Source organism: Streptomyces sp. NPDC029014, assembly GCF_055564695.1.
In genome coordinates this window covers 47,113-59,907 of record NZ_JBVHVT010000025.1, presented here as the reverse complement: position 1 = coordinate 59,907, position 12,795 = coordinate 47,113, and the positions used below count along the sequence as shown (strand labels likewise).

At 72.6% G+C, this 12,795-nt stretch carries 12 protein-coding genes and 1 pseudogene; all 13 read right to left on the bottom strand.

All coding sequences use genetic code 11. From position 1 onward, the window contains the following. Positions 1-8: 8 nt before the first annotated feature. A complete protein-coding gene (locus ACZ4VL_RS16105; RefSeq protein ID WP_468200055.1) occupies positions 9-2,069 on the bottom strand; it encodes a peptidoglycan binding domain-containing protein in 2,061 nt (686 codons plus the stop codon). 207 nt (positions 2,070-2,276) lie between these two features. Then, positions 2,277-2,660: a DUF6113 family protein gene (locus ACZ4VL_RS16100; protein ID WP_468200054.1), complete on the bottom strand. Its 384-nt coding sequence runs from the start codon at positions 2,658-2,660 to the stop codon at positions 2,277-2,279. Further along, on the bottom strand, positions 2,657-3,553 hold the full coding sequence (gene mshB / locus ACZ4VL_RS16095; RefSeq protein ID WP_468200052.1) for an N-acetyl-1-D-myo-inositol-2-amino-2-deoxy-alpha-D-glucopyranoside deacetylase: 897 nt from the start codon (positions 3,551-3,553) through the stop codon (positions 2,657-2,659). The genes ACZ4VL_RS16100 and mshB overlap by 4 nt, the downstream gene beginning before the upstream one ends. A gap of 24 nt (positions 3,554-3,577) precedes the next feature. After that, complete coding sequence (locus ACZ4VL_RS16090; protein ID WP_114054011.1) at positions 3,578-3,772, bottom strand: hypothetical protein; 195 nt, start codon at positions 3,770-3,772, stop codon at positions 3,578-3,580. A gap of 576 nt (positions 3,773-4,348) precedes the next feature. Continuing rightward, a complete protein-coding gene (locus ACZ4VL_RS16085; protein WP_468200051.1) occupies positions 4,349-5,440 on the bottom strand; it encodes an ABC transporter ATP-binding protein in 1,092 nt (363 codons plus the stop codon). Further along, positions 5,433-6,416, bottom strand: coding sequence for an ABC transporter ATP-binding protein (locus tag ACZ4VL_RS16080; protein WP_468200049.1), 984 nt, complete (start codon positions 6,414-6,416; stop codon positions 5,433-5,435). Before ACZ4VL_RS16080 ends, ACZ4VL_RS16085 begins: the two co-directional genes overlap by 8 nt. A gap of 11 nt (positions 6,417-6,427) precedes the next feature. Beyond that, a complete protein-coding gene (locus ACZ4VL_RS16075; protein ID WP_468200048.1) occupies positions 6,428-7,426 on the bottom strand; it encodes an ABC transporter permease in 999 nt (332 codons plus the stop codon). Next, positions 7,419-8,342 carry an ABC transporter permease gene (locus tag ACZ4VL_RS16070; RefSeq protein WP_468200046.1) on the bottom strand — a complete coding sequence of 308 codons (924 nt, stop codon included), beginning with the start codon at positions 8,340-8,342 and terminating at the stop codon, positions 7,419-7,421. The genes ACZ4VL_RS16075 and ACZ4VL_RS16070 overlap by 8 nt, the downstream gene beginning before the upstream one ends. Positions 8,343-8,383: 41 nt before the next feature. Beyond that, on the bottom strand, positions 8,384-10,012 hold the full coding sequence (locus ACZ4VL_RS16065) for a peptide ABC transporter substrate-binding protein (protein WP_468200044.1): 1,629 nt from the start codon (positions 10,010-10,012) through the stop codon (positions 8,384-8,386). Positions 10,013-10,153: 141 nt separating this feature from the next. Next, positions 10,154-10,708 carry a GNAT family N-acetyltransferase gene (locus ACZ4VL_RS16060; RefSeq protein WP_468200042.1) on the bottom strand — a complete coding sequence of 185 codons (555 nt, stop codon included), beginning with the start codon at positions 10,706-10,708 and terminating at the stop codon, positions 10,154-10,156. A gap of 42 nt (positions 10,709-10,750) precedes the next feature. Then, complete coding sequence (locus ACZ4VL_RS16055) at positions 10,751-11,716, bottom strand: helix-turn-helix domain-containing protein (RefSeq protein ID WP_468200040.1); 966 nt, start codon at positions 11,714-11,716, stop codon at positions 10,751-10,753. Between the two features lie 124 nt (positions 11,717-11,840). Further along, positions 11,841-12,494, bottom strand: a complete 654-nt coding sequence (locus ACZ4VL_RS16050; protein ID WP_468200101.1) for a peptidoglycan-binding domain-containing protein — start codon at positions 12,492-12,494, stop codon at positions 11,841-11,843. Continuing rightward, positions 12,480-12,704 (bottom strand): annotated as a pseudogene (locus tag ACZ4VL_RS16045) (peptidoglycan-binding domain-containing protein); the annotation flags it as partial. The gene ACZ4VL_RS16050 and the pseudogene ACZ4VL_RS16045, both read right to left, overlap by 15 nt. Between the last annotated feature and the right edge of the window lie 91 nt (positions 12,705-12,795).

Genomic DNA, 12,795 nt, shown 5'->3' with positions numbered 1-12,795 from the left:
TGCTCGGGTCAGCTGGGGTTGGTGCTGATCGTCACGGTGCGGTCGGCGGCGGTCTTGCCGCGCAGGGCCTTGCCGAGGGCGCCGGCCACGTCCTGCGGGGTGACGGGGGTCTTGTCGCCGGTGCCGCGGGTGATCAGGACGCCGTCGAAGGTGTTCCCGTACGTGGTCTTCAGCGCCTCCAGGTCGTACTTCTCGACCAGGCGCCCCTCCACCACCTGCATGCTGAGGATCTTGGGCAGGGACTTGGGGCCGAAGGCGAGGGACTTGGTGCCGACCTTGACGGTGGCGATGCCGGACATGGCGGGTTCGGCGAAGTCCTTCATGGCCCGGTCCAGTTCGGCCTGGCCGACGGCCGGCTCCTTGTTGGTGACGGGCAGTTCGAGGGGGGCCGTCTTGCCGGTGGCGACCATCTCGCGGAAGGCCTTGGCGACCAGGTCGGCGGAGGCGCCCGGGTCGAGGGTGGTGCCGGCCTTGCCGGGGACGGCGACGGCCTTGCCGGTGTCGAACTTGATGGTGCCCTCGGTGACCGTGCCGGCGGTGCCGGCCAGTTCCTGGAGCGCGACCTGGAGCTTCTCCTCGTCGACGGGCAGCACGGGGTCGGCGACGCGCTCGTTACCGAGGAGCGAGCCGATGACCGTGATCGGGTTGTAGTCGTTGCCGGCGGCGTTGCGGACGGTGGTCGGCGCGTCGAGGGACAGGCCGGCCTTCTCCGGCCTGAGCTCGACCCGGTTGCCGCCGACGGTCAGCTGCAGCGGGGTGGCGGCGCGGTTGCCGAACGCGCTCTGGAGCTTGCCGACGGCCTCGTCGCGGCTGCCGCTGATGTCGACGCCGAGGACGGTGGTGCCCTTGGGGACGTCCGAGTGGTTCAGCAGCAGCCCGGCGCCGTAGGCGACGCCGAGCAGGGCGACGACGCCGCCGCCCAGCAGGACCAGCTTGGAGCGGGCCTTGGCCACCTTGGTCGGCTTGGGGGCGGCCCTGGCGGCCGGCTTCGCCGCAGCCGGGCGGACCGGGGCCGGCCGCGGGCCGCGCGGGGCGGAGCCGCCGGGCGCGCCGGGGCCCGGCGGGGGCACCGGCGCGGCCATCGGGTCGTCGAGGCCCGGGCCGGGCCAGCGCGCGGCCTCGTCGGCGCGGGGGCCGCCGAGGGGGGAGTTGCCCAGGGCGGGACCGCCGGTGGGGCCGGACGGGCCTGCGGGGCCCGGGCGGCCCGCGGTGGCGTCGAAGGCGGGGAACGCCTCGGTGGCGGGGCCGCCGTCGCCGGGGAAGGGAGGGAAGCCCTGGGTGGCGTCGGCGGCGGGGCCGCCGGGCGCGCCGGGGGCGCCGGCGCCGGCGAAGCCCGCGTCGAAGTCGGAGGCGTCGAAGCCGGGGCCCGCCGGGGCGGGTGCCGGCGGGCCGGCGAAGTCGCGCGCCGGGGCACCGGGGAAGTCCTGGGCCGGGGCGCCGCCGCGGGCGGCCGCTCCGGGCCGGGCCGGCGGGGCGGGCGTACGGACCGGCAGCGGGGCCGGGGCGGGCCCGGTCGCGGCCGGGGACCGGGTCGGCAGCGGGGCGGCCGGGCTGCGGGTCGGCAGGGCCGCGGCCGGGGCGGGGGCGGGCTTCGACTTGCGGGGGGCGAACCAGTTGTTGCCCGCGTCGTCCCCCTCGGCGGGCGCCGCGGGCCCGTCCGGTGCGGCGGCCGGGGCCGGCGCGGTGGAGGCGGCGGACGCGGACGGTGCGGCGGGCAGGGCGCGGGGCGACGCCGGGGCCGACGCGCGCGCGGGCGCGGCCTCCGGCTCGGCCTGCGCCTCCCGGCCCTTGTCCGGGTCGGCGGCGACCGGCTTGCGCACGACCACCGGCGGGATCGGCCGCGAACCCGGGATGTTGATCCGGATCCGGGTCGTCAGGGTGGTCTCGGTCTTCGGCCCGTCGGTGTCGGGCGTGGACGGGTTCGAGGTCACAGAGTTCTCCTCCGAGGCAGTCGCCGCTGTGTCCGCGGACGGGTGCTGGCCGGTTCCGTACGGCTGGGTACCCGAGGGGTATGCGGCTCCTCCGCGCCCCTGGGGCCCGGAGGTCGGACTGTCGGTTTCACGACTCAAGGCAGGTTCTCCCGGTTGGCTCCGCCGCCCGTCATACCGTGCGCGGGCAGCTCGGCGGCCCGACCACCATACTGGCCGAGGCGCGGACGCAACTGACCTAGGGGAATCCGAGGTTCCCCTTCGCTTCCTCCAAGCTCCCGGCGCGCACCGGGTGCGGCCGGCCCCAACCGCCCGCAGCGGGCACCCCCGCCCGAGTTCAACGGCGTGTCACTTGGCGGACGGCGCGGCCGAAACCGGCCGGTCGTACGGATTGCGCAGGGTGGCACACATCACAGCCGCAACGGTTCCGCCCAAAAGGTATACGTACATGCCGATTCCGGACGAACCCAGCAGGAAGTCGCCCTCGGGCCGCGGGACACCGAGGGCCACGTACGCCAGGAACCAGCCGGCCGCGGCCGCGCCCACCCCGATGCCGGTCCCGGTGGCGATCCGGCCGCCGAAGAACAGCCCGAAGAGCGCGAGCAGGGCCAGCGCCACCCCGGCGGGGAACCAGAGGTCGACGACGACCCACCCGGCCAGGCCGGTCAGCAGGCCGAGCGCCACCAGCCCGAGGAGGACGGCGATGCGCCCCGCGGTCCAGGCCCGGGTCATACCCCGACCCCCGCGAACAGGTCGTGCTCGCGCTCGCCGGCGGGGGCGCCGGGGCGGCCCCGGACCAGCTCGTAGAACTCGCGGACGAACAGGGGCTGCGCCAGGTCGTTGGAGAGCGCGAAGAAGGGCCCGTCCACCGCGATCTGCGTGGCGTGCGCCCGCATCGCGGCCGCCTTGGCCGCCACGACCGGCTCGTCGGCGGTGATCTCCGCGGTGACGAGCTCGTCGGCGACGACGCCGGGCACGTCGTCCGGCGAAGCAACGCCCGGGAAGGACGCCTTGGCGCCGGCCGCCCGCAGCCGGGCGAAGCCCTCCTCGACCACCGAGCGCGGCACCCGGTTCCAGTAGACCTTCCCGACGGTGTGCGCTTCGCCGAGGTCGCGCCGGTAGGCGGGCTCGGCGGCCAGTTCCGTGGCGCGCATGGCGACCCGGTGGGCCTGGATGTGGTCGGGGTGCCCGTAGCCGCCGTTCGGGTCGTAGGTCACGAGGACCTGCGGGCGCAGCTCGCGGATGACCGCGACGAGGTACGCGGCCGCCTCGTCGACCTCGGCCGACCAGAAGGAGCCGGGGCGGTGGTTCTGCTCCACCCCCATCATCCCGGAGTCGCGGAAGCGGCCGGGGCCGCCGAGGAACCGGTGGTCGGAGACGCCGAGTTCGGCCATGGCCGCGGCCAGCTCGCCGATGCGGTGGGTGCCGAGGGTGTCGTCCCGGTCGGCCGCCAGATGGGCGAGTTCGGACGGGATGACCTCACCCTCCTCGCCGAGGGTGCAGGTCACCAGCGCGACGTGGGCACCCTCGGCCGCGTACTTGGCCATGGTGACGCCGTTGTTGATCGACTCGTCGTCCGGGTGCGCGTGCACGAAGAGCAGACGACGGGCGGGAAGACCGTTCATGGGGCAAGACTAACGAGCGACGGCCTACAACTTGAGGCCGCTGATCATGCTCGCCACGTTCGAGGTCAACTGGGTGAGCGTCGGCGCGATGGTCGAGCTCGCGAGATAGAAACCGAGGAGCACACAGACAGCGGCGTGTCCCGCCTTCAGGCCCGACCGGCGGACCAGCAGGAAGACGACGATCGCCAGCAGCACCACGGCCGAGATCGAGAGTGCCACGGCGTTTCACCTCCACGACGAGCGGACATCGGTACGCGTACTCGTACTCAGTGCTCGGCGGAGTCATACCCACCGTGCGCTACGGATCATAACTATCCGTACCAGCGCATCGATCGAAATCCGGCAGCACGAGGGGCGCACGCCGCGCATGCGCAGGGTCACGGGGGTGGCCGGCCGGGGAGCACGGAGGGCCCCCCGGCCGACCGTCGGCACCCGCACGGCCGTACGGAACCCAGCCTGCCGGACCCATATCTCCGGACAGAATCGGTCAAGTTGCCTGCATGTAAACCGGGTTGGGTCGGCGGAGGACGGCCGCGGGTGCCCGGGCGGCGCGGACGGCCGCCACGCGGTGGAATCACGGCCCTGGCCGGAAATAACCGGTGGCACGAGGAGGTCGGTGGTCGTGTCGCGCGGAATGCGTCAGAACGGGACGGGTTCGTCGGGTCGGATTCCGGCCCGCCGGCCGGCAGCGCGCTCCGCTCGCCCGTGCGCCCCGCACTGCGCTGCTGCGCCGGGCCGGGCGCTCCTCCATTCGGCGCAGCCGGTCCGCGCCGCGGGTCCGGCCGCGCCGGGCGGCTAGTCCTTCCCGGGGCCGGCCGGGCCGCCGGCCGGGCCGCCCGGGAGGCCTCCGGGCGGCGGCAGTTCCCCGGGCGGCGGCACCACCTGCTTCTCGGCCGCGAAGTGGCAGGCCGAGGGGTGCGCCGCCGGACCGGCGGGGAAGACCGCCGGGACCGCCAGCAGCGGGACCTCCTCGGTGCAGCGGCGCTGGGCCTTCCAGCAGCGGGTGCGGAACGGGCAGCCCGACGGCGGGTCGGCGGGCGAGGGGACGTCCCCGGACAGGATGATCCGCTCGCGGTGGGCCCGCGCCCCGGGGTCCGGGACCGGGACGGCCGACAGCAGGGCCTGGGTGTACGGGTGGGTGGGGTGGTCGTAGATCTCGGTGTCGGTGCCGGTCTCCACCACCCGGCCGAGGTACATCACCCCGACCCGGTCGGAGATGTGCCGGACGATCGACAGGTCGTGCGCGATGAACACGTAGCTCAGGTCGAACTCGCTCTGCAGCCGCTCCAGCAGGTTGACCACCTGCGCCTGCACCGACACGTCGAGCGCGGAGACCGGCTCGTCGGCCACGATGACCTCCGGTCGCAGGGCGAGGCCGCGGGCGATGCCGATGCGCTGGCGCTGGCCGCCGGAGAACTGGTGCGGGTAGCGGTTGATGTACTCCGGGTTCAGGCCCACGACGTCGAGGAGCTCCTGCACCCGCCGGCGCCGGTCGCCCTTCGGTGCGGCCTCCGGGTGGATCTCGTACGGCTCGCCGATGATGTCGCCGACCGTCATGCGCGGGTTCAGCGAGGTGTACGGGTCCTGGAACACCATCTGGATGTTGCGGCGCACCGCCTTCAGGGCCCGGCCGGACAGCTTGGTGATGTCCTCGCCCTTGTAGGTGATGGCGCCCGCCGTGGGGCGTTCCAGGTGGACCAGCATCCTGGCCACCGTGGACTTGCCGCAGCCCGACTCCCCGACGATGCCGAGGGTCTCGCCGCGGGCGAGCCCGAAGGAGACCCCGTCGACCGCCTTGACCGCGCCGACCTGCTTCTTGAACAGGATCCCCCGGGTCAGCGGGTAGTGCTTGACCAGGTCGCGGACCTGGAGGATGGGCTCAGCCACCGAGGCACTCCTTCCAGAAGTGGCAGGCGCTCGCGCGGGGCACGGGCACCCCGGTGACCGGGTACAGCGGCGGCACGTCGCTGCGGCACACCGGCCGCGCCATGGGGCAGCGCGGGTTGAAGGCGCAGCCGGGCGGGATGGCGAGCAGGTTGGGCGGCAGGCCCTTGATCGCGTACAGCTCCTGGCCCTTCTGGTCCAGGCGCGGGATGGAGTCGAGCAGGCCGCGGGTGTACGGGTGGGCGGGGCGCTTGTAGATCTCGTGGACGGGGGCCGACTCCACGATCCGGCCCGCGTACATCACGGCGATCTTGTCGGCGACGTCGGCGACCACGCCCAGGTCGTGGGTGATCAGGATCAGGCCCATGTTCAGCTCGCGCCGGAGCTCGGCGAGCAGGTCCATCACCTGGGCCTGGACGGTGACGTCGAGCGCCGTCGTCGGCTCGTCGGCGATGATCAGGGAGGGCTCCAGGGCCAGCGCCATCGCGATCATGATGCGCTGGCGCATGCCGCCGGAGAACTGGTGCGGGTAGTCCCCCACCCGCTGCTTCGCCGCGGGGATCTTCACCCGGTCCATCAGCTCGACGGCCCGGGCCCGCGCGTCCTTGCGGGACATCCCGCGGTGCACCTCGTACATCTCGCCGAGCTGCGCGCCCACGCTGAGCACCGGGTTGAGGGCGGACAGCGCGTCCTGGAAGATCATCGCCATGTCGGCGCCGCGGATCCTGCGCCGCTCGTCCTCCTTCATCCTCAGCAGGTCCTTGCCCTTGAAGAGGATCTCGCCGCCCGCGATCCGGCCCGGCGGCACGTCCAGGATGCCCATCACGGCCTGGGCGGTCACCGACTTGCCGGAGCCGGACTCGCCGAGCACGGCGAGCGTCTCGCCGGCTTCCACCGAGTAGTTCACCCCGTTGACGGCCTTGGCGACCCCGTCGCGGGTGCGGAACTCCACCTGCAGGTCCCGGACTTCGAGCAGCATGGGCCCGCTCCTCAGCGCAGTTTGGGGTCGAGGGCGTCGCGCACCGCGTCGCCGAGCATGATGAACGCGAGCACGGTCAGGCTCAGCGCGCCGGCCGGCCAGAGCAGCATGTGCGGGGCGTTGCGGATCTGGGGGGCCGCGTTGGAGATGTCGATGCCCCACGAGACCGTGGGCGGGCGCAGGCCCACGCCGAGGAAGGACAGGGTGGCCTCCAGGGCGATGTACGTGCCGAGCGCGATGGTGGCGACGACGATGACGGGGGCGACGGCGTTGGGCCCCACGTGCCGCAGCAGCAGCCGGGTGTGGCCGGCGCCCAGCGCCCGGGCGGCCTGTACGTAGTCGTTCTCCTTGGCGGTGATGACGGATCCGCGGGCGATGCGGGCCACCTGCGGCCAGCCCAGCAGCACGATGAAGCCGACCACCGGCCAGACGGTGTCGCCGGTGACGACGGACAGGAAGACCAGGCCGCCCAGGATGACCGGGATGCCGAAGAAGATGTCGGCGACGCGGGACAGCAGCGAGTCGCTCCAGCCGCCGAAGAACCCGGCGAGTCCGCCGAGGAGGGAGCCGAGCAGCGCGGCCCCGAGGGTGGCGCACACGCCGACGGTGATCGAGGCGCGGGCCCCGTACACGGTGCGGGTGTACACGTCGCAACCCTGGGTGTCGAAGCCGAAGGGGTGGCCGGGCTCGGAGCCCTGCTGCGACTTGGACAGGTCGCACTGCAGCGGGTCGCCGCTCGCGATGAGCTGCGGCCAGATCGCGATGACGACGAGGAAGAGGATCAACAGGGCGGAGATGACGAAGACGGGGTTGCGGCGCAGTTGGTGCCAGGCGTCGGACCACAGGGAGCGGGCCTTCTCCGTCGGCCCGTTCCGGCCCGGGTCGGGTTCCAGGGTCTTCTCCAGGCTTTCCGCCTCGTCGAGTGCCAGGTCCATCTGACCGCCCTGTCCTGTGGGTGCGATGGCTTCGTTGTCGCCGGGTTCCAGGGGGTCGTACGCCGGCTCAGGCATAGCGGATCCTGGGGTCGAGGACCGCGTAGAGCAGGTCGACGAGCAGGTTCGCCAGCAGGAAGACGATGACGAGGATGGTCACGAACCCGACCACGGTCGGGGAGTTGTTGCGCAGGATGCCCTGGTAGAGCTGGTAGCCGACGCCGTGGATGTTGAAGATCCGCTCGGTGACGATGGCGCCGCCCATGAGGGCGCCGATGTCGGTGCCGATGAAGGTGACGACGGGGATCAGCGAGTTCCGCAGCAGGTGCCGGGTGGTCACGCGGCGACGCGGCAGCCCCTTGGCGACGGCGGTGCGGACGTAGTCGGCGCGGGCGTTCTCGGCGATGGAGGTGCGCGACAGTCGGGTGACGTACGCGAGGGAGACCAGGGCGAGGACGATGCCGGGCAGGATCAGCTCGTCCAGGGGGGCGCTCGGGGAGACGGTGGGCCGGACCCAGCCCCATTTGACGCCGAAGAGGTACTGGAGGACGTAGCCGGTGACGAACGTCGGGATGGAGATCACGATCAGGGTGAGGACCAGCACCCCCGAGTCGACGGCCCGGCCGCGGCGCAGGCCGCTGACCACGCCGAGGGTGATCCCGACGATGATCTCGATGACGATCGCCACGCAGGTCAGGCGGAGGGTGACGGGGAAGGCCGAGGCCATCAGCTCGGTGACGGGCTGGCCGTTGAAGGCCGTGCCGAAGTCCCCCTGGAAGATCTGCCCCATGTAGTGCAGGTACTGCTCCCACAGGGGGCGGTCGAGGTAGAGGTCCTTGCGGATCCGCGCGGCGGTGGCCGGGTCGGGGGCCTTGTCGCCGAAGAGGGCGGCGACGGGGTCCCCGAGCGCGTACACCATGAAGAAGATCAGGAACGTGCTGCCGATGAACACCGGGATCATCTGGAGCAGCCGCCGGATCACATAACGTCCCACTGGAGCGCTCCGGGGTGTCGGCGGGGGCCTTGCGGCTGCGGTCAGCTGACCTTGATCTGGTCGTAGACGGGCACGCTGAACTGGTTGAGGGCCACGTCGGAGAGGCGTTCGGCGTACCCGGCGCTGCCGTTCTGGTACCAGAGCGGGATGGCCGGCATCTGGGCGGCGAGGATCCGCTCGGCGTCCTGGAACTTCGCGATCGCCCGGGCGGTGTCGCTCTCCTGGTTGGCCTCGTCGACGAGCTTGTCGAACTGCGGGTCGCTGAACTTCCCGTAGTTGGAGGAGGCGCCCGTGTAGTACAGCGGCTGGAGGAAGTTCTGGATCAGCGGGTAGTCGGCCTGCCAGCCGGAGCGGAACGGCCCGGTCAGCTTGTAGGAGCTCTGCTGGTTGCGGAAGTCGGCGAAGGTGCCGATCGGGTTGACCGTGCAGACGGGTCCCTGGCCGAGGGCGTTGTTGATGCTGTTGCAGACGGCGTCCATCCAGGCACGGTGCGATCCGGTGTCCACGTTGGAGGTGAGGGTCATCCGGCCCCCGGGCAGGCCGCCGCCCTCCTGGATCAGCTGCTTGGCGGCCGCGGGGTCGTAGGTGCAGGCCTCCCCGCACAGCGTGGGGTTGAACCCGCCCTTCTCGCCGAGGGCCGGGGAGGTCCAGTCCTTGGCGGGGGTGCGGGTCTCGCGGAAGATCTGCTTGGTGATCTCGTCGCGGTTGATCGCCCTGGAGATGCCGAGGCGTACCTTCTCCGTGCCCTCCTTGCCCCACTGGGGGTCGTAGAAGGGGAAGGTGAGGGTCTGGATGATCAGGGCCGGCTGGTTGATGTACCGGTCGCCGAGGTCGTTCTTGACGTTCTTCAGCTGCGCCGCGGGGATGTCGTCGACCAGGTCGAGGTTGCCGGAGATCAGGTCCGTGTAGGCGGTGTTGTTGTCGGTGTAGACCTTGAGGTCCACACCCCCGTTGACGGCCTTGTCCGGGCCCGGGTAGCCGTCCCAGGTGCGCAGCTTCATCCCGGTGCCCTTGGTGTACGAGTCGACGGCGTACGGGCCGTTGCCGATCGGCTTGTTCAGCCAGGCGGTGTGGTCGGTGAAGAAGGCCTTGGGCAGCGGGGAGAAGGCCTGGTAGCCGAGGGTCTGGGGCCAGGTGGAGAACTTCTTGTCGAGGGCGACGGTGAAGGTCCGGGCGTCCTTGAGGACCAGCCCGGACATCGTCTTCGCCTTGGGCTCGCCGGAGGCCGGGTGGACCTGGTCGTAGCCGACGATGTCGGCGAAGAACGGCGCGTTGTTCTGCTTGTTGGTGACGTCCGCCGCGTAGTTCCAGGCGTCGACGAAGGACTGGGCGGTGACCGGCTCGCCGTTGCTGAACGTCCAGCCGTCCTTCACGGTGATGGTGAAGTTCTGGTTGTCCGTGGTCTCGATCTTCTCGGCCAGCATGTCCGTGGCCGCGCCGGTCCGGGGGTCGTAGCGCTTGAGCCCGCGGAAGATCATGTCGAGGACCTTGCCGCCCTGCACCTCGTTGGTGTTGGCCGGCTCCAGGGGGTTCTGCGGGTCGCCCCAGGAGGAGCTGACGATCCCGGACTCGCCGCCCCCGCCGCTGTCGCCCCCGCCTCCGCAGGCCGACGCCGCCAGGGCGACGGCCACCGCCCCTACGGCCCACTTGGCGTGGGTGGCTGCGCGCATCGGGTGCCTCCTTACGGCTACCGGGACTCACTGGGAGCCAATGTCACCCCTTGCGGGCCCCGGTGCACTGCCGGTTGGACCGATTGCACCCTTGCGTCGTGCGCCTGTCACCCATGCGAGTGCAAGGACAGCTCCCAGGTGTCAACGGCGTAGTGGAGCTTCATCCCGTGGGCCTCGTACAACCCGAGTGCGCCGGTCTCGTTCCGGATGTCCACGCCGAGGCCGACGAGGTCCCGGCCGCGCACGTCGGACCGGACGCCGAGGTGACTGGCCCAGCCCGGTCAGCAGGGACGGGTCGCGGGTGGGCTCGGTGTTGAGCTGGAGCCGCAGCCGGCCCTCCGCCGCCCCGCCGGCCAGCTCGCGGGCCCGGACCTCCACCCGTTCCAGGAGGGCGAGGGCGGCCCCGTCGTGGCCGGGCAGCACGTAGTGGTCGCAGTCGACCCGGCCGGGCCCGGAGTCCGCCCACACCAGGGCGTACGCCCCAGCCTGCCGTCCACGAAGGCGAGCCTGGGGGCACCTCCCAGCGGTAGCTGGGGGAGAGTCGGTGGCCAGGTCCACGCCGGGGTGGGACAGGTCGGCCTCGACGGTGGCGAGGTCGGTCTCTGGCCGCCCGATCCCGATGGTGTCGACGGCGTTGAGCAGGGCGCAGACGTCAGCCGCGTCCTCGGGACGGGCGGGCCGGACGGTGAAGGGCATGCGCCCCACCCTCGGGCCGGCTCCGCCCGGCCCGCGCCGTTTTCAGGGGAGGACGGATCCCGTCGGGGAGCACTCGGTCTCCTGGAACCGCGGGATGACCCCGCAGATGGTGACCTTGTCGTAGGGGGCGTCGGCGGTCACGGCGAGCATCCGGGTGTACGTGTCCCGGTCCATCCGGATCTCCGCCGACTCCTCGCGGCCGCCGGCGTCCTTGATGACGACGGAGTCGCCGACGGTGCCGTTCTCGATCCGCCCCCACACCGCCGCGCAGGCCGCGCTGTAGCGCAGCTGGATGTTCATCCCGCGCAGGAAGGTCTGCCGGATCGTGGTGGCGTCCCACTGGCAGTCCGCGGCCTGGGGTTCGCGCCGCCAGCAGGAGTCGGCGCGGCAGCTCGGCGGCCGGGGCACGGCGGTGGGCGTCGGTGCGGCCGGTGCGGTGGCCGCCGCCGTACGGGCTTCCGGCCCGGTGGCGGGGGAACCGGCGAAGGCGCCGGTGACGAGGGTGGTGCCGAGGCTGCCGAGCACCGCGCCGGCGACGACGAGGGCGGCCTTGGCGAGCGCGCCGGACCAGGCGGGCGGGCGGCGCCGTGCCGCGGCCGGAGCGGGATCCGGGCCGGTTGCGCCGGCGGGGGCCGGGGCGGGCGCGGCGCCGGGGCGGGCATCGGGCGCGGGGGCCGGGGCGGGCGCGGTCCCGGTGCCCGGGCGGGCTTCCGCGTCCGGTGCGGCCGGCGGGGCCGCGGCTCGCCCGCCCTCCTCGGAGACGGCGCGCTCCAGCAGTTCGAGCAGGGGCGCGGCGTCGCCCCCGGTCGCTGCGGCGAACTGCTGGACGGCGACGGCGGTCGGGAGCTGTTTGCCGTTGAGGAACCGCTCCCAGGAGGACCTGCTGTAGTGGGTCTTCTCGGCCAGTTTCCCGTAGCTGAGCCCGGACTGGTCCTTGGTGCAGCGCATCTCGGCCGCCAGTGCGGCTCTGGCCGACGGCTGCTCGTTTCGTCTGTGACTGTCCGTCATTTCGCGTCCCCCCAGGAGCTGTACGGCGGTTCGACGAGACCGCGCGCGCGAAAGAGGGTATCGCGAGTGTGTACGAAGGCCGGCCGCCCCGGGGGTGGTCCGGGGCGGCCGGTCTTTCCCCTGGTCAGCCGGTGAAGGTGACGTCCCAGTGGCTGCCTTCGCGGGCGTACACGTTGCCCGAGGGGGCGGTGTAGAGCGCCGCGCCGTCGCCGCGGGTGCCGGTCCGCGGGAAGGTGCCGGTGATGTAGTTGCTCAGGCAGCTGGTGGGGCTGAAGTCGAGCTTGTAGCCGTTCCAGTGGCTGTACGTACCGCCGGCGTGGCCGGTCTCCGTACCGCCGGTGATGGTCAGCGTGCAGCCGCTGGCCCGGCGCAGCGCCACCGCGCCGTCGGCGGAGGTCCGGCGCAGCCCGTCGAAGGAGGTGCAGCTGGTGCTGTTGCGGTTCGAGCAGTTGCCGGAGGAGGTCCAGCCGATGCCGCCGGCGCCGTTGAAGATCGCCGCCGCCTGGGAGTGGGTCAGCAGGCCGCTGCTGCCGCCGCTGCCGCCGGAGGAACCGGAGACCAGGGCGCGCCAGGTGTCGGGGCCGACGATCCCGTCGGCGTCCAGGTCCTTGGCGGACTGGAAGGCGCGGACCTTGGAGACGGTGCCGTCGCCGAAGGCGCCGTCGACGGCGAGGCCGTAGCCGTAGCGGTTGAGCTGGGTCTGCAGGGCCTTGACGGCGGACCCGTTGTCGCCCTTGCGGACGGTGACGATCAGCTTGGACCAGGTGTCGGCGCCCACGATGCCGTCCACCGGGGACAGGCCGTTCGCGCCCTGGAAGCTCTTGACCTTGGCCTCGGTGCCGTCGCCGAACGCGCCGTCGGCGCCGGTGCTCTGGCCACGGGCCGTCAGCAGGTGCTGGACGGTGGTCACCTGGGGGCCGGAGTCGCCCTTGCGGACGAGCGGCCAGTCCGCCGCCTGGGCTGCGGGGGCGCCCAGCAGGGCGGCCATCAGGGTTGCCGTCAGCGCGGCCAGGAGGACGGCCGTCAGGGACGGGATTCTTCTCATCGCGGGTTCCTCGGTCTCGTGCGGGCGTGCGGGG